The sequence below is a fragment of the Microbacterium sp. KUDC0406 genome (assembly GCF_021582875.1).
Lineage (GTDB): Bacteria > Actinomycetota > Actinomycetes > Actinomycetales > Microbacteriaceae > Microbacterium.
The window spans coordinates 1,614,206-1,633,578 of the sequence record NZ_CP091138.1; the positions used below are offsets into that span (position 1 = coordinate 1,614,206).

At 69.7% G+C, this 19,373-nt stretch carries 19 protein-coding genes and 1 pseudogene; 8 read left to right on the plus strand and 12 right to left on the minus strand.

Features of this window, described 5'->3' with window-relative positions; all coding sequences use genetic code 11:
• Window positions 1-54: 54 nt before the first annotated feature.
• Complete coding sequence (locus tag L2X99_RS08140; RefSeq protein ID WP_236124149.1) at window positions 55-489, minus strand: Fur family transcriptional regulator; 435 nt, start codon at window positions 487-489, stop codon at window positions 55-57.
• 154 nt (window positions 490-643) lie between these two features.
• Between L2X99_RS08140 and aqpZ the strand changes: the two genes are divergently transcribed.
• The gene (gene aqpZ / locus L2X99_RS08145) at window positions 644-1,399 is read left to right on the plus strand and encodes an aquaporin Z (protein ID WP_236124148.1); all 756 of its coding nucleotides are present in this window, start codon (window positions 644-646) and stop codon (window positions 1,397-1,399) included.
• 58 nt (window positions 1,400-1,457) lie between these two features.
• Here the strand turns inward: aqpZ and L2X99_RS08150 are convergent.
• Window positions 1,458-2,452 (minus strand): annotated as a pseudogene (locus tag L2X99_RS08150) (stage II sporulation protein M).
• 16 nt (window positions 2,453-2,468) lie between these two features.
• Here L2X99_RS08150 and L2X99_RS08155 point away from each other — a divergent pair.
• Complete coding sequence (locus tag L2X99_RS08155; protein ID WP_236124146.1) at window positions 2,469-3,278, plus strand: RDD family protein; 810 nt, start codon at window positions 2,469-2,471, stop codon at window positions 3,276-3,278.
• Between the two features lie 9 nt (window positions 3,279-3,287).
• Here the strand turns inward: L2X99_RS08155 and L2X99_RS08160 are convergent, their stop codons facing one another.
• Window positions 3,288-3,494, minus strand: coding sequence for a DUF3499 family protein (locus tag L2X99_RS08160; RefSeq protein ID WP_236124145.1), 207 nt, complete (start codon window positions 3,492-3,494; stop codon window positions 3,288-3,290).
• A 191-nt stretch (window positions 3,495-3,685) separates the two neighbouring features.
• Here L2X99_RS08160 and L2X99_RS08165 point away from each other — a divergent pair, with 191 nt between their 5' ends.
• Window positions 3,686-4,024 carry a metallopeptidase family protein gene (locus tag L2X99_RS08165; RefSeq protein ID WP_329608175.1) on the plus strand — a complete coding sequence of 113 codons (339 nt, stop codon included), beginning with the start codon at window positions 3,686-3,688 and terminating at the stop codon, window positions 4,022-4,024.
• A gap of 13 nt (window positions 4,025-4,037) precedes the next feature.
• Here L2X99_RS08165 and L2X99_RS08170 read toward each other — a convergent pair whose 3' ends face one another.
• The 6 genes from L2X99_RS08170 to manA all read right to left on the minus strand — a co-directional run bounded on the left by L2X99_RS08170 (window position 4,038) and on the right by manA (window position 10,283).
• On the minus strand, window positions 4,038-5,483 hold the full coding sequence (locus tag L2X99_RS08170; protein WP_236135832.1) for a DUF5719 family protein: 1,446 nt from the start codon (window positions 5,481-5,483) through the stop codon (window positions 4,038-4,040).
• Window positions 5,480-6,313: a hypothetical protein gene (locus tag L2X99_RS08175; protein WP_236135833.1), complete on the minus strand. Its 834-nt coding sequence runs from the start codon at window positions 6,311-6,313 to the stop codon at window positions 5,480-5,482. Before L2X99_RS08175 ends, L2X99_RS08170 begins: the two co-directional genes overlap by 4 nt.
• Window positions 6,314-6,326: 13 nt before the next feature.
• Complete coding sequence (locus tag L2X99_RS08180; protein ID WP_442923522.1) at window positions 6,327-8,378, minus strand: glycosyltransferase family 2 protein; 2,052 nt, start codon at window positions 8,376-8,378, stop codon at window positions 6,327-6,329.
• Between the two features lie 34 nt (window positions 8,379-8,412).
• Window positions 8,413-8,595 (minus strand): hypothetical protein, encoded by a 183-nt coding sequence (locus tag L2X99_RS08185; protein WP_236124144.1) that lies wholly within the window; start codon window positions 8,593-8,595, stop codon window positions 8,413-8,415.
• Window positions 8,596-8,678: 83 nt separating this feature from the next.
• The gene (locus L2X99_RS08190; protein WP_329608150.1) at window positions 8,679-8,993 is read right to left on the minus strand and encodes a WhiB family transcriptional regulator; all 315 of its coding nucleotides are present in this window, start codon (window positions 8,991-8,993) and stop codon (window positions 8,679-8,681) included.
• A gap of 168 nt (window positions 8,994-9,161) precedes the next feature.
• Window positions 9,162-10,283, minus strand: coding sequence for a mannose-6-phosphate isomerase, class I (gene manA / locus L2X99_RS08195; protein WP_236135835.1), 1,122 nt, complete (start codon window positions 10,281-10,283; stop codon window positions 9,162-9,164).
• Between the two features lie 90 nt (window positions 10,284-10,373).
• Between manA and L2X99_RS08200 the strand changes: the two genes are divergently transcribed.
• The 5 genes from L2X99_RS08200 (at window position 10,374) to L2X99_RS08220 (ending at window position 16,615) form a co-directional block, all read left to right on the plus strand.
• The gene (locus L2X99_RS08200) at window positions 10,374-11,792 is read left to right on the plus strand and encodes an O-antigen ligase family protein (RefSeq protein WP_236135836.1); all 1,419 of its coding nucleotides are present in this window, start codon (window positions 10,374-10,376) and stop codon (window positions 11,790-11,792) included.
• A complete protein-coding gene (locus L2X99_RS08205) occupies window positions 11,789-13,084 on the plus strand; it encodes an O-antigen ligase family protein (RefSeq protein ID WP_236124140.1) in 1,296 nt (431 codons plus the stop codon). Before L2X99_RS08200 ends, L2X99_RS08205 begins: the two co-directional genes overlap by 4 nt.
• Before the next feature lie 62 nt (window positions 13,085-13,146).
• Entirely contained in the window at window positions 13,147-15,057 is a 1,911-nt protein-coding gene (locus L2X99_RS08210; protein WP_236124138.1) for a glycosyltransferase, read from the plus strand.
• Complete coding sequence (locus L2X99_RS08215; protein WP_236124136.1) at window positions 15,054-16,010, plus strand: glycosyltransferase; 957 nt, start codon at window positions 15,054-15,056, stop codon at window positions 16,008-16,010. The genes L2X99_RS08210 and L2X99_RS08215 overlap by 4 nt, the downstream gene beginning before the upstream one ends.
• A 269-nt stretch (window positions 16,011-16,279) precedes the next feature.
• The gene (locus tag L2X99_RS08220) at window positions 16,280-16,615 is read left to right on the plus strand and encodes a hypothetical protein (protein ID WP_236135837.1); all 336 of its coding nucleotides are present in this window, start codon (window positions 16,280-16,282) and stop codon (window positions 16,613-16,615) included.
• Window positions 16,616-16,637: 22 nt separating this feature from the next.
• On the opposite strand, the gene L2X99_RS08225 is transcribed toward L2X99_RS08220, so the two are convergent.
• Genes L2X99_RS08225 through glf form a run of 3 tightly spaced genes read right to left on the minus strand, consistent with a single transcriptional unit; the run spans window position 16,638 to window position 19,340 of the window.
• On the minus strand, window positions 16,638-17,375 hold the full coding sequence (locus tag L2X99_RS08225; protein ID WP_236124132.1) for an ABC transporter ATP-binding protein: 738 nt from the start codon (window positions 17,373-17,375) through the stop codon (window positions 16,638-16,640).
• On the minus strand, window positions 17,375-18,190 hold the full coding sequence (locus L2X99_RS08230; RefSeq protein WP_236124129.1) for an ABC transporter permease: 816 nt from the start codon (window positions 18,188-18,190) through the stop codon (window positions 17,375-17,377). Before L2X99_RS08230 ends, L2X99_RS08225 begins: the two co-directional genes overlap by 1 nt.
• 1 nt (window position 18,191) lies before the next feature.
• Window positions 18,192-19,340, minus strand: coding sequence for a UDP-galactopyranose mutase (gene glf, locus L2X99_RS08235; RefSeq protein ID WP_236124127.1), 1,149 nt, complete (start codon window positions 19,338-19,340; stop codon window positions 18,192-18,194).
• Window positions 19,341-19,373: the final 33 nt, after the last annotated feature.

Below are 19,373 nucleotides of genomic sequence, written 5' to 3' on the forward strand. Positions count from 1 at the left end.
CTTCGGGATCTTGGAATGAAAAGCAGTGTGCGGATGGGGCGGGCGCGGGCTGTATCAGGCCTCTTCGTCGCCGCAGGCGGAGCACCGGCCCCAGTACGTCACCTCAGCCGAGGAGATCGTGAACCCCCGGTCGTCCGACGGAGTGAGGCACGGCGCCGAGCCGATCGCGCAGTCGACATCCTGAACGGCACCGCAGCCGGTGCAGACCAGATGATGGTGGTTGTCGTCCACGCGCAACTCGAACAGCATGGGGTGCCCGGCCGGTTCGATGCGCCGCACCAGCCCGGCGGCGGCGAAGTCGCCGAGTGCGTTGTAGACGGACTGCATGCTGGTCGAGTCGACGTGCACGCGCACCCTCTCGTGCACCTCGTCCGCGCTGGAATGCGGGTGATCGCGGAGCGCGTCGTACACCGCACGCCGCGAGTCGGTGATCCTCAGACCGGCGCCGCGGATGGCGACCTCTGCAACGGCAGCGAGTGGGGCGGGCATGCACGACAGCCTAGCTGTTTTGATTGATTCAAGAAAGGGTGGGTTCTGCGGGCGTGTCGCGGGGCGGCGTGTCAAGCCTGTGCATCTGCTGGGAGTGCGGAATCATGTGAACGTCCGGCAACCGCCGTGGCTTCCACAAGGTAAGGACAGAGAAATGACTGATTCCCCGTCCCCGGCAGTCCCCGCGCTCGGCGCGAAGCTCGCTGCAGAGGGCTTCGGCACGTTCCTCCTGGTCTTCGGCGGCGTCGGCACCGCGGTGTTCGCGTCGAACCTCTACACCGACCCGTCGCCCAATGCCGGCGTCTATCTCCCGGTCGCGCTGGCGTTCGGCCTCACCGTGCTGGTCGGCGTCTACGCCTTCGGCCCGCTCTCCGGCGGCCACTTCAACCCCGCCGTCACTCTCGGCGTGGCCGCCGCCGGCCGCGTTCCCTGGCGGGATGTCGTGCCGTACATCGTCGCGCAGGTCGTGGGCGGTGCGATCGCTTCGACCCTGCTGGTGCTGATCGGCACGTTCGGCCCTGACGGCTGGCTCACCGGCGCTCAGGATGCCGGCTTCGCCAGCAACGGCTGGGGCGAGCACTCCCCCGGCGGCTTCGGCATGCCGGCCGCGATCATCATCGAGGTGATCCTGACCGGGATCTTCGTGCTGGTGATCCTGGGCGCGACGCACCCCGAGCGCGGCACGAAGTTCGCCGGAATCGCGATCGGCCTGTCGCTGACACTGATCCACCTGATCTCGATCCCGGTCGACAACACGTCGGTGAACCCGGCCCGTTCGATCGCCGCGGCGATCTACGGCGGCGTCGGCCCGCTCTCGCAGCTGTGGGTGTTCCTGGTGTTCCCGATCGTGGGTGCGCTGCTTGCCGGCTTCGCCTACAGGTCGCTGTTCGACAGCACGCAGAAGATCTGATCCGTGCGAAGACGGGAAGGGCCGGTGCGATACGCCGGCCCTTCCCGTCTTCTCGTCGTCAGCCTGCGACCAGTCGCGGGGTGCCCGCCTCGTACTCGAGCAGGTCACCGGTCTCCCCCGGCGGACGGCACGACCGCCCACGACCAGCATGTAGATCAGGAACAGCGCGAGCGCCGCGGCGCCGATGCCGAGCTTGACCGGCCAGGGCAGCCCCCAGCCGGTGACGAACCCCTCGACGAGCCCGGAGAGGAGCAGCGCGAAGATCAGGCCGACAGCCACCGTGGCCAGCGCTCGTCCCTCGGTCGCGAGCGCCTCCGCTCTGGTGCGCCGCCCCGGTGCGATCCAGGCCCAGAAGATGTGCAGGCCGGCCGCGCCGGCGACGAAGATGCAGGTGAGCTCCAGCATCCCGTGCGGAAGGATGTACAGCACCATCACGTCGAGCCGGCCGTGCGCGGCCATGATCGCGACGGCGACGCCGATGCTCACCGCGTTCTGCACCATCATGTACAGCGGCCAGATGCCGGTGATGCCGAACAGCACGCACTGCAGGGCGATCCAGGCGTTGTTCGTCCAGACCATGCCGGCGAACTCAGCAGCCGGGTTCTCGGTGTAGTAGCCGGTGAAGTCCGTCTCGGCGTACTGCTTCAGCAGATCCGGAGGACCCAGCGTCGCCACGCGCGCCGGATCGGATGCCACCCAGGCCGCCACGCCGGCGGCGACGAGGACGAACCCGATCGCGATGACGAGCGTCGTCCATCGCACGCGGTACAGCGCCGCAGGCAGCTGCGAGACGAAGAAGCGGCCGATCTGCGCGAGCACTCCGTCGGATGCACCGGTCAGGCGGAGTCTGGCCGTCCCGAGCACCGTGGAGACGTAGGCGCTCTGCGGCGACTCTCCGACGGAGGTCTTCAGCTCGGCGAGATCGGCCGACGCCGCGCGATACCGCACGATCAGCTCGTCGACCTCGGAACCGTCCAGATGACGGGTCCGGCTCAGCCGATCGAGGGCCTCCCACTCCTGGCGGCGCGCATCGGCGAGGGCATCGGCATCCACCTGATTTACTGTACTCATGTCCCTGCCGATCGACGCCTCCGAGGAGATCCTCTCCGGCGAGGCGGTCGCCATCGACGCCCAGCCGATCGGCTTCCTGCTGCGCGCGGCGGGGGCGATGATCGACATGGTGCTGGGCTTCGTGGTCTATCTCGCCTTCGTGTTCCTCAGCATCTGGCTGCTGGAACTCGGGCTGCTCGACGACGCGACGATGCGCATCTGTCAGGTCGCCGCGATCGTGGTGAGCTTCCTGGTGCTGCCGGTGACCGTCGAGGTGGCGATGCGCGGGCGGAGCCTGGGCAAGCTGACCGTCGGCGGACGCGTCGTGCGGGCCGACGGCGGCGCGATCGGCTTCCGGCACTCGTTCATCCGGGGTCTGCTCGGCGTGCTCGAGGTGTACATGACCCTCGGCAGCGTCGCGATCATCGCCGGCGCTCTCTCGCCGCGATCGCAGCGGCTCGGCGACCTCGTCGCCGGCACGTACAGCCAGCGCGTGCGCGTGCCCGTACTCGCATCCGCTCCCCCGCTGCTGCCTCCCGGGATGTCGGAATGGGCGCGGATCGCGGATGTCGCGCGGCTCCCGGACCGTCTGGCGCGACGCATCTCGCAGTTCCTGTCCAGTGCGGCCGTGCTCAGTCCGGCTGCGCGGATCCGCCTGGCCGACGAACTGGCGGCCGAGGCGGCCCCGTTCGTCTCGCCGATCCCGGCGGTCCCCTCGGAGACTCTGCTCGTCGCGGTCACCGTGCTGAGACGTGCGCGCGAGACACGGGCACTCGTGCTCGCCGATCAGCGCGCGGAGCGCCTCACCGGCCGGCGCGTGGGCGTCTGACCCGACGCGTCAGGCGCGCAGCGCCTCGTGCCGGACGACCAGCCAGCCCGCAGGCACCGAGAGGCGATCCGCATGCTGCGCACACAGGTCATGGGCGTGCGGATGCCCGGCGGGCCCCAGGGGTCCGAGCGCGGCCATCTGATCGCCGTAGTCGTACGTCAGGGTCGCGACCGCTTCGCGCGCGCAGCCCACCTTCGAGCACAGTCGTCCGTCCATCGCCTTCAGGCTACGCGCGCCGGGCGCGTACCCGCGGATGCCGCGCGGAGCGGATCCCTCCCTGTTGCGGGCGACGCTCCGGCACACCCGCGGATAGACTTCGGTACATGCCACGTCGTCGCTCCTCTCGCGCCACTGCCGCGCGTGGCGCCAGGCACGGCAGGCACGGCCGCCTCGGGCGCAGCGAGGTCGTGCGCCCGCCGCTGCCGCCGCTCGACGGTCGCATCGACCGGTTCGACCTGACCGTCGGCACCGCAGTGGAGTTCCTCCGCGGCGCCTGGCCAGAGCTTCGCGACGTGCGGTTCGAGATCGCTGCGATGCCGCTGCACGACCGCCCCGATCGCGTGCCGCGCTGGCGGATCGACCACCAGCAGCACCGGATCTCGCTGTACCGCGTGCCCATCGAGCGTCTGCTGCCGAAGGGGCACGACGACGCCTACCATCGGCGCTACGCGATCGAGAGCGCCGTCTTCCACGCCGCAGCCGAGTACATCGGCCGCGAGCCGTGGGAGCTCGGCCCCGAGGGCTGACCGACCGCAGTCCTCAGGGGTAGACGGTGATCGCCGGCTGCCGCTGGGCATCCGGCCACAGCGGCCAGCCCGCGATGCCGACCGACTCCTCGGCGCTCGGCGGCGTCGCATCCGGCTCGGTCGCATCCGGCTCGGAGGCATCCTCCGGCGCGTCGTCCTGCAGCATCGTGATCGAGGCGTGCACCGTGCCCTCCGGCGACAGCACAGGGGTCGACCCGCCGCGCAGCGGCAGCGACAGGGACTCCCCCGCAGGCACCTCGATCCGCCGCTCGTCACTGCCGTCGCGGAGCACGACATCCACCGGAGCGGCGGCGGGGTTGGCGAGGTGCAGGGTCGGCGACGGTCCCCTGGGCACCGCGAACATCAGGTCGGAGGAGATCTCCGGCGCGGGTGTCATCCAGGCGAAATCCGCGCTTCGGCCGGCCGAGACCGACTGACGCACGGCGGCGACGGTCGGCTGCTCGGCGGTGATCTCGATGTCGTAGGACCCCGCAGGCACGTTGCCGAGCGAGAGCTCCGTCGGCGTCCCCTTCGGCAGGCTCATCCGGGACTCGGTGGACTCCTCGTCGCCCTCCCGCCGGACCCTGATCACCGCGTCGCCGTCGGCTTCGGGTGACAGCATCCGCAGCACCGTGCCCGCATCGCCCTCATCCGGGATCTCCGTCACCTGCACGCCGGTCAGCGTCACCGAGCGCTGCGCACCGGACATGCCGTCCTGCACATCGCTGCCGATCGGCTGCAGGACCTGCGTGAACGAGGACTGCAGACTCGCCCGCACGGGCGCCCCGTCGGCGACGGCGCGGACCACCGGGCTCGCCTCGTCGGGTGCGATGGACGCCAGCGGAACGGCGACCTGCGTCATCGGCGGCACCACCGTCATGCTCGTCCCGCGTGTGGTGCCGAAGACCGTGAGGGTGACGGTGGACGGCACGTCTGAGGCATTCGAGAGCACGATCACGTCGGCGGCGCCGGTGGAGGCATCCCCGCCGACCAGCCAGGACTGCATCTGGGGAGCCCGGCAGGCGGAGGCGGAGAGCCCCACGAGGTCGTCGGTGCGGAGCCTGAGTGATTCGACCCCGGCGATGAGCGGCGCCGTGCGGTCCCTGACCTCGCCGGTCAGGCTGCGCGCACCCGCGCCACCGGCGAGGCCCGGCATCGCCAGGTCCGCGGAGGCCGGATCGCCGTCCGAGCCGTCTGAGACCGTGCGCGGCACGCCGGCGGAGATCATCAGATCGGCCCGGGTGGTGTCGCGTCCCAGCGCGCGGAACGATCCGTTGCACACCAGGACGCTGTTGCCGGGGATCGGCGTGACGCCGACCTTCGCCGGCTCGTGCTCGACCACGGGCCAGGGCGCTGCGACGCCGGCGACGATGCCCACGGCGCATCCCACGGCGACGACGGCCCCGGTGAGGACGCGGGCGCCCGTCGCCGCCACGCGCAGGGCGCGGTTCGCGGTCATGGTCGGTCCTCCTCATGATCGGATGCCGGGGGTGCGGATGCCTCCGGTGTCTCGGTCCGGTCCTGTACGTCGGATGTGCCAGGCCCGTCGGCCTCGTCCGGCGCATCGGCACCCTCCGGCCTGCCCACCGCCTCCGGCGCGTCAGCCTCGTCCGCTTCCGGTGCGTCGGCCACTTCCGCTGCGTCGGCCGCTTCGGACGTCGCAGGCGTCGACTCCACGGCGGAGGCCGGCACCATCGTGCCGGTACCCTCACCGGCGATGCTGGCGAGTTCGCGGGCCTCGGCATCGGCCTGTGCGAGAGCATCACGCCGGCGGGAGACCGCCACGGGCTCCTCAGGTGCGCGGCCGACGATCCGGGACTGCGCGCGAGCGGCGCGACGCGACGCACGGGTCGGGATGGACAGCAGCAGAGCCGCGATCACCGCGATCAGCTGCAGGAGCACCACCAGGCGCGCAGCGGCGTGCTGCGCGTCGGTGAGGGCGGGTCGGGCAGCCACGGGCATGTCGACGCGCCACAGCACGCCGCGAACCGTGTCGCCGGCCTTGACGAAACCGGTGCGCTGCTCGATCGACGTCAGAGCCGCGTTGTGCAGGCCCTCCCCCTTGTCGGAGGCGCCCGGCGCGAGCAGCACGAAGGCGATGCCGCGGTCGGCGAGGGACTTCGCCGCGTCGTAGTCACGAGCCGAGAGCAGATCGACCGCGAGCGTCCCGAGACCGTCGTCACGCGGCTCGGTGGCCGTCGAGAGCAGGGTGGTCTGTGCACCGAGTGTGCGTCCCCGTCCCCAGATCACGTCGGTGGCGAGAGCACCGTCGTCGCGGGGTGTCAGCACGAGGGTCCCGGCGTCAGCGTCGGCCTCTGCCGCGACCAGCGCCGGCAGGGTCTGTGCCGGCGGCGGCGCTCATCACCGCGCGCTCCTGATGCTCCGCCGTCAGCGCGGGCAGCGCGCATACCGCCAGCGCCGTGCCCGCCAGGACCGCCGCGATCGAGCGCAGCCAGGACAGCGTGAGCATGGTGTCGAGGGTGACGAGGGCCGCGCCGACGACGCCGATCCACGCGAGGCTCAGTCCGGCGCCCGGCCAGATCGCGGCGCTGTCTCCGTGGAAGAAGCTCACCACGATGCCGACGGCGAGGAAGGCCGTCGCGATGCCGACGACCGTCACGGCGAGCAGAATGATGCCGGCCCGCCAGCGCGGCGCGACCGCCGCGATCAGCGCCAGCGCGGCGAGCGGAGCGAGCAGCAGCGGCACGAGCGACAGCGGGGCGCCTGAGACCGAGGCCCACCCCGCGAGGTCCATCGAGGGGAATCCCTCGGCCAGGGCTGCTCGGCCTGCGGCATCCGCTGTGGCCTGCGGCCCCGCGGGCCAGATCGCGCCAGGGTCGGCGAGCAGCGCGATCGCGGTGCCGTGCCGCAGCTGTGCCCAGGCCAGCGGCGCGAACAGGGCGACAGCAGGGATCAGGGTCCAGATCAGGCGTGCCGCACCGTGGATGCGCCCGCGGACCAGGAAGAGGATCAGAGCGACCGCCCACAGCACCACGACGGCGGGCGCGATCGACGGCGCACAGGCCAGGGATGCCGCGACCAGCAGCGAAGCGGCACCAGCCGCACCCCAGGAGCGGTGCGCGACGACAGCGGCGTGCACGGCCCATGGCAGCAGCAGGTGCAGGAGGACGGCAGCAGGGCGCCCCTGCACGAGCGCGGTCAGGAAGGTCGGTGCGAGGGCCCACGCGATGCCGCCGAGGATTCGCAGGCCGGAGCGGTCGGTCACCCGCGTCGCCGCGAACCATCCGCCCAGCACTGCCAGCGGAAGGGCCAGCAGCCAGAGCAGCACCATCGCCCGCGACGGCGATCCGGGCCAGAGCGAGCCGAGCACGGCGACCACCCCGGAGAACGGGTCGGCTGCACCGACCGTGTGCAGACCCATGCCGCGCAGACCCCAGGCGGCATCCGCCCACAGGGCCGACACGGTGCGGCGCAGCGGGAGCAGAGCACCGCCGCCCATGCCCGGCCATGCCAGCAGGGTCGTGAAGCTCGCGACGCTCACGGCCAGCGCGGCGAGGACCGCCCAGGCGCCTCCGCCCGAGAAGAAACGCAGCTCGCTGACCGCGCCTCCTTCGCTGCCGTACCCGTCGTCCAGTCTCCTGTGCAGTTCGGCACGGGTGATGCGCAGCGGGGCGATGCTGGACCAGCTCGCGGTCCGGGTGGCGGCGATCGCGGCACGCGAGCGCGCGATGGCGCTGAACCGGAGCATCTCGGTGAATGCGGCACCCCACTCGGGGGCCACGGCCGCCGGATGCTTGCCGATCAGGTGCCCGGCGGATCGCCACAGCGCGAGCGGGAGCAGAGTGAGCCAGTGCAGAGGCATGGCCGCGAACGGCGCGTATGACAGCCTGCGATGCAGCTGCGCCAGGCGCATGGCCCAGGCGCGCTGGGACTCACGCTGAGGGAGCGCGGCCGGACCATCCGGCCGGACCGAGATGCGCGCAGACGGGACGAGCACGACTCTGCCTCCGGCCAGACGGGCTCGGACGCCCACGTCGAGACCCTCGTCGGCTCCGGCCAGAGCGGGGTCGGGACGCAACGAGGGGACCAGTTCGGCCCGGATCAGCATTCCGCGGATGTCCGCGCTCAGGGCATCGTCGACGCCGTCGTGCTGGCCCTGGTCGAGTTCTCCTGCGGCGAGTTCGACGGAACGGCCGAGCGAGGTCATGCTCACGCCGAGAGAGGCGATCTCATCATGCCCCTCGCCGGTGAGCTTGGGCGCGGCGATCGCCGCCGACGGCGATCGCTCCAGCGCTCCAGCGAGAAGCTCGAGCACGTCGGGTTCGGGCACCGTGTCCTGTGCGAGCAGCCAGACCGCGCGGCCCTCCGGGATGCGCGGGTAGGCGACCTGCAGTGCGTCGGCGTAGAGAGTCCCGGCCGGGTCTCGATCACCCCTTCGACGATCGGGGGAAGCCGTCGCCGCGGATGCCGGCGATGCTGCCCGACACGACGATGGTGACGGCCTCGGGAGCGAGGCTCTGGGTGCGCACCGCATCGAGGGTGCGGGTCAGCTGGGCGCGCGCGGACTCACCGGAGCGCGTGACGACAAGGGCGTGGACTCGGGCTGGCATGACGTGGACAGCCTAGGCAGACCGAGGACCCTGCACGGTGAGCGCACCCGGCGCGCCCCGAGAAGCGCAGCCGCGGGGCGGGCTCAGCCGGCCCGGCGCTTGAGCTTGCGCCGCTCGCGCTCGGACAGGCCGCCCCAGATGCCGAAGCGCTCGTCGTTGTTCAGCGCGTACTCCAGGCACTCGCCGCGCACATCGCAGGAGCTGCAGATGCGCTTCGCGTCGCGAGTGGAGCCGCCCTTCTCCGGGAAGAAGGCCTCGGGGTCGACCTGCGCGCAGAGCGCGTCGGCCTGCCATGCGAGTGCGTTGTCATCCTCTTCCGGCTGCCTGACCCCCGGGACGCCCAGATCGACCGGATCGACGTACCAGTTGTCGGGAACGTCCGAACGGTAACCCGTCATCTCGATCTCCCAACCCTTCGCCTGCCCCCCTCGGGCCGTGCACTAGTAATTACACCCGTGTCATTCCCCCGGGTCAAGTCGCGGATCGTAAACCCTCAACCCGCTCTTGAAGGTTCATTGACGTGCGTCCGGCGTGTCGCGCGGGCGTGTCGCGTCCGGCTGCGTGACTCAGTTCGTCGCGCCCGGTTGGGCGATGAACGCCTCGCCGCTGCCCTCGAGCACGAGCCGGCGCTCCTCGGCGGAGACGAACACGGCGGTGCCCACCGGCACCGTGACCGGCTCGCCGTCCGCACCGCGCACGACGATCTCACCCGCGGTGGCCAGCACCATGGCGGGTCCGTCGACCTGCACCGCGAGCCCGGCGCCGTCGACCTGCGCCCGACGCAGCGCGAAGTCCGGTACGGGGACCTCGTACGCGGTGACGGCGCCGGCGCCGGGATGCAGCACCGGAACCTCTCCGGGCGTCGTGTCCAGGATCGCGAGCAGCTCCCTCACATCGATGTGCTTGGGCGTGAGTCCGCCGCGCAGCACGTTGTCGCTCGCCGCCATGATCTCCACACCGAGACCCGACACGTACGCGTGCAGCAGGCCGGCGCGCAGGAACACGCCCTCGCCGCGGGAGAGCACGAGCACGTTCATCAGCAGAGCCACGATCACGCCGGGGTCGCCGGGATAGCGCCCGGCGATCGAGCGCACGACAGCCAGCTCCGTGGCGAACTCGGAGGATTCCGCCGCGGCGAGCGCGGCGATCACGTCATCGACCTCGGGCTGCGCGTCGCCGGAGAGCAGCCATCCGATCGTGTCGCGCAGCACGTCGCCTCCGCCGGTCAGCCGGGAGCGCAGCGCGCACACCCCTGCGCCGTCCCCGAGTGCCTCGAGCAGCCGCAGGGTGCCGTCGACGGGGCGCAGGCCGGCGAGCGCCTCGAACCGCTCGCTCAGCACGACGATCAGCTCGGGCTTGTGGTTGTCGTCCCGGTAGTTGCGATGCGGATCATCGGCGGGCAGCGCCGCTTCCAGGGCGTACCCCGCGCGCGCCTGCTCCCTGGTCGGATGCACCTGGATCGACAGGGGGTCGGCGGCGGCGAGCAGCTTGAGCAGGAACGACAGCGAGCCGCCGGTCACCGCATCAAGAGTGCGGCCGTCGGCGAGGTCGGCGGGGTCGCCGGGGTGGTCGCCGAACCAGACCTCCGCCTCGGGCCCGGCGGCGGGAGCGCGCCCCTCGAGCTCGGCCAGCAGAGAGGTGGATCCCCACGCGTAGTCGCGCGGCGCGTTCGTCAGGCTCATCAGCATGATCACCAGGTTAGGACGAACGGGCCCGGATGCCGCGCCGCACCGTCTGCACAGGGGTTCACCCCGCTCCGCGCGGTAGCCTGAAACGCGATGGCCCAGTACAGCAAGCACCCCGCGGCTCCCGCACCGACGGCCCCCGAGCGGGAGACCACCGGGCACCTGATGCTGCGCGGGTACATCGTGCTCACGCTTTTCGCGACTCTCGCGCACACCGCGGTGTTCAACCTGCTGGGATCCACCGGCGCCATCGTCGCGATGGGACTGCTGACCGCGGGCATCCTGGGGATCTGGATCCCCGCGATCGCACGGCAGCGCCCCACGCGCTTCCCCTGGCGGCGGCTCCCCTGGGTGGCGCTCGGCTACGGCGCCTTCGCCCTGCTCTCGGTGATCTGGTCGGAGTGGCCGAGCGCGACGCTGATCACCTGGGCGCTCTGGCTCGCCGTCACCGTGAACGCCCTGTTCGCCGCGACGATGCTCACCTGGCAGGAACTCGTCCGCGCACTGTCCAGCGCCCTGAAGTGGATCGTCGGCCTCTCGCTCGCGATCGAGCTGTGGGTCGCGCTCGTGCTGCAGCATCCGATCCTGCCCAACTTCGCGGACGTCCCCTCGGGCAAGATCGACCCGCACATCTACTGGGTGCGGGGCAACCTGTTCACCGACGGGCGGATCCAGGGCATCGTGGGCAACGCGCACACGCTGTCGATGATGTGCCTGCTCGCTCTGATGGTCTTCGGCGTGCTGTTCGCGGCCAGGGTTCGCCGACGCGGTGCCCTCGTCGTCTGGGGAGTCATCGCACTCGTCCTGCTGTACAAGGCCGCTTCGGCGACGAGCGTGCTCTGCGGACTCGCGGCGGGCGTCGTGCTGCTGGTCGCCCTGCTGATGCGCCGCGCGCACCGCCCCTCGCAGCGCACCGCGATCTACACCGGCGGTCTGCTCGTGGTCGTCGCCGGCATCGCCACCGGATTCATCCTGCGCGATCAGGTGCTGGCCGCCTTCGGCAAGGATTCCGACATGACCGGCCGGTTCGAGATCTGGGCGAAGGTCTGGGAGCGCGCCATCACGCATCCCATCATCGGGAACGGTTACTCCTCCCCCTGGGTCCCCTGGGACCCGGGCTTCCAGGGCTGGATCGTCGACCATAAGCTCACCGTCTTCCATGCGCACAACATGTGGCTGGACGTGTTCTTCCAGCTCGGCGTCGTGGGCGTCCTGCTCATGGCGACGGCCTGGGCGGCGCTCGCCTGGCGCGCCTGGTTCTTCGCGGTGGACCGTCCGCGCTGGGATCTCGACGCGAAGCGCCCCTATTCGCCGCTGTCGCTGCTGCCCACGATGGTCGTCGCCGCACTGCTGGTCGAGGGACTCGCGGAGTCCGCGCCGATCATGCTCTGGGGGTGGATGCTGCTCGTGATGTTCTCGTTCAAGATCAAGGCGGTCCCGCTCGTGGGCGTGGGCCTCGACGAGCGGTCGTCCGTGCTCGCGCACGGCGAGCAGGCGCGACAGGTGCCATGACCGACCTCCGGCATCCGCTGCGCCTGCTCGCCTCGGCCGAGTTCGCCAGGGCGTACACGATCACGGTGCTCATCGCCGTGTTCGGCTCCTTCGCCATCGAACGCCTGTCCTCACTGCTGACCCTCGCCACGGTCATCGTCGTCCTGGCTCTCGTCGGCATCGCCGTGCTGTTCTCCCGCCGGGAGGAGCTCAGCCTGCTGCGCCTGGCGCCGACGTCGCTGCTGGGGTTCCTCGCGCTGGCCCTGCTCAGCGTGGTGTGGAGCACCGACCGATCGGACACGCTGACGGGGTGGGCATCGCTGCTCGGCTACGCGGTCCTCGCGATCACCGTCGGACACGTGCGCGACACCCTGCAGACCGTGCGCGCCATCGGCGACACCCTTCGCTGGCTGCTGATCGTCTCCCTGGCGCTCGAAGTGCTCTCCGGCATCCTGCTGGACGTTCCCTTCGAGCGTCTGGGCATCGAGGGCTCACTTGCCGCAGGCGGTCCGATCCAGGGCATCTTCGGCACGCGCAACATGCTCGGATTCGTCGCCGTGATCGCCCTGATCACGTTCATCGTCGAGTGGCGCACCAGATCCGTCTCCACACCGGTCGCCGTGGGCTCCGTGGCGCTGGGCGCGTTCCTCGCGCTGCTCTCTGCCTCGCCGACCGTCGTCGTCCTCGCCGCGGGAGTCGGCGTCGCGAGTCTCGCTCTCATGATCGTCCGGCATGCTCCGGCCGAGCGCCGCAACATGGTGCAGTGGGCCCTCGGCGCGGTCGTGGTGATCGGGCTGGCCGCCGCCTTCGGGCTGCGGCACCAGATCATCCGCCTGCTCGACGCCGGATCGGACTTCTCGATGCGCGCCGACCTGTGGAACACGATCCTGGACTTCGTTCCGAACAACGCGATCCTCGGTTCCGGCTGGATCGGCGCCTGGAACGACTCGGCATTCCCGTACATCTACATCAACATCCTGCTCGACCAGCAGCACCAGAGCGCCTTGAACGCCTATTTCGACGTGCTGCTGCAGCTGGGCTGGGCCGGGCTGCTGCTGTTCCTCGTGCTCGGCGGCGTCGCGATCATCCGCTCCTGGCTGGTCGCCAGCGTGCGGCGGTCCGTCGTGTACGCATGGACACCGCTGGTGCTGGTGACCCTCGCGATCGACTCGATGTTCGAGAGCTTCACGCTGGTCGGCGCCGGATGGTTCATGCTCGTGCTGTGCGCGCTGCGCGCCGGACAGTCGAGGTCGTGGCGGGAGAACATCGACGCCGTGCAGACCGGGACGCTGCCGACGCTGCGCCCCCTCTGAACCGGGCGTCGCCCGCCTCGCTTCCCGGTGATCTCAAGGGTTCACCGGTAGGCTTGCACCTCGTGACCCATGTGCTGCAGAACGTCGTGTTCCCGCTCGACCGAGACCCCGACCTCCTGCCGCTCTACGCCGACCCCGAGACCTGGTCCGTGATCGATGAGGAACCCGTCCGCGTCTCGAACCGGGCTCATCTCGGCAACATCCTGAGCCGCACCAGCGCACGCATCGTCTCCGGGCGCCGCGTGTCGCTCGGCACCTACTTCAACGCCTTCCCGGCGTCTTACTGGCAACACTGGACGAGCGTGCGCGAGGTGCGGCTCACCGTGCGGACGACCGGCCCCGCGACCATCCTGGTCTACCGTTCGAACGGGTCCGGCATCCGGCAGCGGGTCGAGGACCGCGAGGTGACGGGCAGCGCCGAGACCTCCTTCGATCTGTCGCTGACGGAGTACTCCGGTGGCGGATGGATCTGGTTCGACGTCGTCGCCGACGAGAAGAGCGCCGTGCTGGAGAGCGCGGTCTGGACGACCGAGCAGGGGCCCGCGCGCGATGGCAAGGCCTCGCTCGGCATCACCACCTACAACAAGCCGGACTACTGCGTCGAGACCCTGCAGGCCCTCGCGGACGCTCCGGAAGCGCTGGAGCTCGTCGACCGGATCTTCCTCGTCGATCAGGGAACGCAGCTGGTCGCGGATCAGGCGGGCTTCGACGAGGCCGCCGTCCGTCTCGGCGAGACGCTGTCCGTGATCCGGCAGCCCAACCTCGGCGGCTCCGGCGGCTTCGCCCGGGCGATGCACGAGACGCTGCAGCGACCAGAGAGCGACTTCGTGCAGCTGCTCGACGACGACGTGCGGCTGGAGCCGGAGTCGCTGCGCCGATCGATCGTGTTCGGACAGTACGCGACGACCCCGATCCTCGTCGGCGGGCACATGTTCGATCTGCTCGACCGCCCCCGGCTGCACGGCTGGGCCGAGGTGGTCGATGAGGATCCCTTCATGTGGCGCAACCTGTACCAGGAGAAGATGCCGCACGACTTCGGCGTCGCGAACCTGCGCCAGAGCCCCCTGCTGCACATGCGCATGGACGCCGACTACAACGGCTGGTGGATGTGCCTCATCCCGGTCGCCGCGATCCGCGAGGTCGGGCTCTCGCTGCCGGCCTTCATCAAGTGGGATGACGCGGAGTTCTGCCTGCGCGCCGGCGAGGCCGGCTTCCCGACGGTCTCGCTGCCCGGCGTGGCGCTCTGGCACGTGGCCTGGGTGAACAAGGACGACACCATCGACTGGCAGGCGTACTTCCACGCCCGCAATCGCATCGTCGCAGGTCTGCTGCACTCGAACGCCCCGCGCGGCGGACGCCTGCTGGTGCACAGCCGCAGGGTCGACCTGAAGCACCTGATGATGATGCAGTACTACCCCACGGCGCTGCGCGCCAGGGCGCTGCGCGACGTGCTGTCCGGCCCGGCGCACATGCGGAAGAACCTCGGCACGGCGATGCCGGATGCGAGGGCTCTCGCCGCGGAGTACCCGGAGACCGTGGTGCATCGCGACCCCTCCGTGGTGCTGCACTCCCGCAAGGGGCGCCGGGTCTACAAGCAGCACAAGCAGCACGAGTACGACAGCCCGACGGGGATGCTGCTGCGGTGGTTCACCGCGAGCACCCTGATCAAACACTGGCTGCACCAGCCCGACCCCGCCAACGTCGCCCAACCCGAGGTCGAGTTCGGCAAGGACGACGCGCACTGGTGGCGCCTGCCCGCCTTCGACAGTGCGCTCGTGAGCTCGGCCGACGGGTCGGGGAAGAACGTGTACACCCGCGACCGCGCGAAGTTCCGCCGGATGCTCCTGGACACGGTGCGCCTGCACCGGCAGCTGCGCCGCCGGTGGCCGCAACTGCAGAAGGAGTACCGCGAGGCACTTCCCGAACTCGTGTCCGAGGCCGCCTGGCAGCACACCTTCGAGGAGCAGTCGTGAACGCCGCCCCGTTCGATCCGGCCTCGGCGGCGATCGTCATCGTCACCTACAATCGCTCGCACCTGCTGCAAGGACTGCTCACCAGCATCCGCGCGATGGACCCGAAGCCCGGCCGCGTGGTGATCGTCGACAACGCCTCGGCCGACGACACCACCGAGGTCGTGGAGTCGTTCCGCGCCGACATCGGCACGGAGATCGTCTACCGGCGCCTGGAGACCAACACAGGTGGCTCCGGCGGATTCAGCGAGGGCATGCGCACCGCATACGAGCTCGGCTCCGAGTGGATCTGGATGATGGACGACGACGTCGAGGTGCTCCCCGAGGGCCTGGCCCGGATGGGCGCGTGGGCGCCTCGCTTCAAGAGCATCCAGGGACGCCGCTACGACTACGACGGCAGCGAGTTCTACTGGCAGTACCGCATCGCCGACCGGATGGGCATCCCGATCCCCTTCGCACCGTCGGGATTCGACGGCGCCGGATACCGCGAGATGAACAGCGGATGCTTCGAAGGCATGTTCATCCACCGCTCGATCGTGAAGAGCATCGGTCTCCCCGACCCGCGGTTCTTCATCTACTGGGACGACCAGGTGTACGGGTGGCTGGCATCGCGGCAGACCACCGCCGTGATCGTGGACGAGTTCGTCCTGCGCCGCACGCGTGAGATCGTGCAGTGGGACCTCGGCATCCGTCACCTGAACGCCTCGAGCAACGCCTACCGGTACTACATCATGCGCAATCGCGCGTTCATCAAGCACTACTACCGCGAGCACGGCGTGTACAGCCCCGTGCTGTTCGGTGCCGGTACCGCACTGACGTTCTTCAAGGAATTGATCCGGCTGGTGTTCGTCGAGCGCACCGTGCGCGGCACGAGCAACCTCTTCCGCGGCCTTCGCGACGGCGGCAAGATCGGCCGCGATCGCAACTGGCGCCCGATGAGACCACTGGAGGCCTGAGATGACTCAGCAGGAACCGGAGTACGTCTGGTCTTTCCCCCGGAGAAGAAGCGGCATCCCGGCCGGGTGTGGCTGATCGTCGGGCTTTCGGTCGCCGCGGTCGCGATCGCCGTCGTCCTGTTCCTGCTGTTCCTGCCGCGGACAGCGCCGGTCGCGGAGCCCACTGACTCCCCCACCCCGACCGTGTCGGCGACGCCCACCCCGGCGACAGCCCCACGACCACTCCGACGCCGACACCCACGCCCACCCCGACGCAGACGGTCCCTCCCGTGACGCCTCCGCCGCCCGCTGATCCCAGCCTGGCCACGTTCCGTGAGAAGGTGCGCCCCGTGCTCACCGACGCGGACACCGGTCTGCGGATGCTCGGTTCCGCGAGCGGCACGGACGCCCAGCAGATCGTCGACCAGCTGCGACAGGACGCCGAGCGGCTCTCCGACAGCGTCGCGCCGTCATCGATCGCGGATGACTGGAGCACCCGCAGCGCTGCATACCTGAACGCGCTGTCCCGCTTGCAGGACGCGTATCAGACGAACTCGGGTGTGCAGGCGGCGCGAGACGCCGCCGCATCCGCCGAGCAGGCGCTCAAGCAGCTCGTCGGACTCTGATCCGCTGCCTCGCGCAGCGAGATCAGCGTGCGGCGCTGTCGGCGTTGTACCGGTCCAGCACTTCGCCGATCGGCCCGTCCAGCACCAGCTCGCCCTTGTTCAGGTAGAGCCCCCGCGTGCAGAACCGGCGCAGATCGCGTTCGCTGTGGCTGACGAAGAACAGTGTCCGGCCGTCGGCGAGAAGTTCATCGATGCGTGCGTAGCACTTGTCGCGGAACGCCTTGTCGCCGACGGCGAGCACCTCGTCGACGAGCATGATGGGCTCTTCGAGCTGCGACACGACCGAGAACGCCAGACGAACCTTCATGCCGTTGGACAGATGCTTGTACGGGGTGTCCTGGAAGTCCTCGAGCTCGGCGAAGGCGATCATGCCGTCGTATCGGCGGGTGATCTCGTCCTTGGCCATTCCGTGCAGCCCGGCGGTGAGACGCACGTTCTCGCGCACGGTCAGGTCGCCGACGAACCCTCCGGTCAGCTCGATCAGGGGCGCGACGCCGCCGTTGACCTTCACTGTGCCCTGGTCGGGCAGGAGCACGCCGGCGACGAGGCGCAGCAGAGTCGACTTGCCCTGGCCGTTCCGGCCGACGACGCCGATCGCCTCTCCCGGGGCGACCGAGAACGACACATCGCGCAGCGCCCAGAACTCACCCGGCCGCGAACGGCGGCTGGCACCGGCGAACAGATCTTTGAGCGTGCGGTTGCCCCGGCGGTTGCGCCGGAACCGGACTCCGAGTCCTCTGACCTCGATCGCAGCAGCCATCACAGCTCCTTCAGAACGGGCCGCTCGAGGGTGCGGAAGGTCCACACGCCCAGGCCCACGATCACGAGGGTGACGATCGCTCCGATGATCATGACCTTGCCATCCCACTGGTCTGAGAAGAACGCCATCCGATACATCGAGACGATGCCGGCCATCGGGTTGAACGCACCGATGGTCTTGAACGCCCCGGGCATGTTGTCGACGCTGTAGATGATCGGCGTCGCGTAGAACAGGGCGCGCAGGATGAGACCCGTCGTGCGCTCGAGGTCTGTGTACAGGGCGCACAGCGGCGCGATCAGCAGGCCGAGCCCGATCAGGAGCACCGTCTGCCAGAGGATCGCCACGGGGAACAGGAGAGCGCCCCAGCCGATGTGCACGACATGGTCGGGGTTCTCTTCGGACAACAGGTTGACGATGACGAAGATCGCGAGCACCGGGAGCGAGAACAGGAACTCGATGCCCTTGCTCAGCACGATGCGATTCACCCAGATCGACCGCGGAATCGCGGTGGAGCGCACCAGTCGGGAGTCCTTCTTGAAGGCACGGGTGAAGTCGCCCACAGAGGTGTTGAACCACACCCACGGCAGCAGCGCGGCGATCAGGAAGACGATGTACGGCTCCTCGCCCACCGTGCGGTGGAAGATCACCGTGAAGACGAACCAGTAGATCGCGCTCATCACCAGCGGGTCGAGCACGGACCACAGGTACCCCAGAGCGCTCGTGGAATAGCGCACCTTCAGGTCGCGTGCGGAGAGCAGCCAGAGTGAGTGGAAATAACGCCGGGGCGTGCCCGGCGCCCCCACTGTCGTCACCATGTCAGACGCTCTCGCCGGCGAGGTCGTTGCGCCACATCGACAGGGCAGAGCCGATGGCCATGTGCATGTCGAGGTACTGGTAGGTGCCGAGCCGTCCGCCGAAGTGCACGTCCTGCTCGCCCTTCGCGAGCTCACGGTACGCGAGCAGGCCGGTGCGGTCGGCCGGCGTGTTCACCGGGTAGTAGGGCTCGTCGTCCCGGTTCGCGAAGCGGGAGAACTCCCGCATGATGACGGTCCTGTCGGACTCGTAGACGTCCTTGCGCTCCGGATGGAAGTGCTTGAACTCGTGGATGCGCGTGTAGGGCACGTCCATGTCGGGGTAGTTCATCACGCTGGTGCCCTGGAAGTCACCGACGTTCAGCACCTCCTGTTCGAAGTCGAGCGTGCGCCACGACAGTGCGCCCTCGGCGTAGTCGAAGTAGCGGTCGACGGGCCCGGTGTACACGACGGGCACCTGTCCGATCACGGAGCGCTTGTTCAGCGGCTGCGACTCGTCGAAGAAGTCGACTCCGAGCTTCACCTCGATGTTCGGGTGATCGGCCATCCGCTCCAGCCACGCCGTGTAGCCGTCGGTGGGCAGCCCTTCCCAGGTGTCGTTGAAGTAGCGGTTGTCGTAGGTGTACCGCACCGGCAGACGGCTGATGATGTCGCCGGACAGCTCATGCGGGTCGGTCTGCCACTGCTTGGCCGTGTAGTCGCGGAAGAAGGCCTCGAACAGCGGCCGCCCGACCAGGGCGATGCCCTTCTCCTCGAAGTTCGCCGCCGTCTTGACGTCGAACTCGCCGGCCTGCTCCCGCACCAGTGCGCGGGCCTGATCGGGCGTGTAGGCCGACTGGAAGAACTGGTTGATCGTGCCCAGGTTCACCGGCATCGGGAAGACCGTGCCCTTGTGCGTCGTGTAGACACGGTGCACGTAGCCGGTGAACGTGGTGAACCTGTTGACGTACTCCCACACTGTCGGGTTCGAGGTGTGGAACAGGTGCGCACCATAGCGGTGCACCTCGATCCCCGTCTCGGACTCCGCCTCGCTGTACGCGTTGCCGCCGATATGCGGGCGGCGGTCTATGACGGTCACCTTGCGCCCTGCATCCGCGGCGCGCTCGGCGATGGTCAGGCCGAAGAAACCCGACCCCACGACAAGAAGATCCATGACATCAATCGTATCGGCGCGGACTGCGCAGGA

Coding starts and splice junctions, on each gene's coding strand:
- L2X99_RS08140 (WP_236124149.1), bottom strand. CDS start 489: ATGCCCGCCCCACTCGCTGCCGTTGCAGAGGTCGCCATCCGCGGCGCC.
- aqpZ (WP_236124148.1), top strand. CDS start 644: ATGACTGATTCCCCGTCCCCGGCAGTCCCCGCGCTCGGCGCGAAGCTC.
- L2X99_RS08155 (WP_236124146.1), top strand. CDS start 2,469: ATGTCCCTGCCGATCGACGCCTCCGAGGAGATCCTCTCCGGCGAGGCG.
- L2X99_RS08160 (WP_236124145.1), bottom strand. CDS start 3,494: ATGGACGGACGACTGTGCTCGAAGGTGGGCTGCGCGCGCGAAGCGGTC.
- L2X99_RS08170 (WP_236135832.1), bottom strand. CDS start 5,483: ATGACCGCGAACCGCGCCCTGCGCGTGGCGGCGACGGGCGCCCGCGTC.
- L2X99_RS08185 (WP_236124144.1), bottom strand. CDS start 8,595: ATGCCAGCCCGAGTCCACGCCCTTGTCGTCACGCGCTCCGGTGAGTCC.
- L2X99_RS08190 (WP_329608150.1), bottom strand. CDS start 8,993: ATGACGGGTTACCGTTCGGACGTTCCCGACAACTGGTACGTCGATCCG.
- manA (WP_236135835.1), bottom strand. CDS start 10,283: ATGCTGATGAGCCTGACGAACGCGCCGCGCGACTACGCGTGGGGATCC.
- L2X99_RS08200 (WP_236135836.1), top strand. CDS start 10,374: ATGGCCCAGTACAGCAAGCACCCCGCGGCTCCCGCACCGACGGCCCCC.
- L2X99_RS08205 (WP_236124140.1), top strand. CDS start 11,789: ATGACCGACCTCCGGCATCCGCTGCGCCTGCTCGCCTCGGCCGAGTTC.
- L2X99_RS08225 (WP_236124132.1), bottom strand. CDS start 17,375: ATGGCTGCTGCGATCGAGGTCAGAGGACTCGGAGTCCGGTTCCGGCGC.
- L2X99_RS08230 (WP_236124129.1), bottom strand. CDS start 18,190: ATGGTGACGACAGTGGGGGCGCCGGGCACGCCCCGGCGTTATTTCCAC.
- glf (WP_236124127.1), bottom strand. CDS start 19,340: ATGGATCTTCTTGTCGTGGGGTCGGGTTTCTTCGGCCTGACCATCGCC.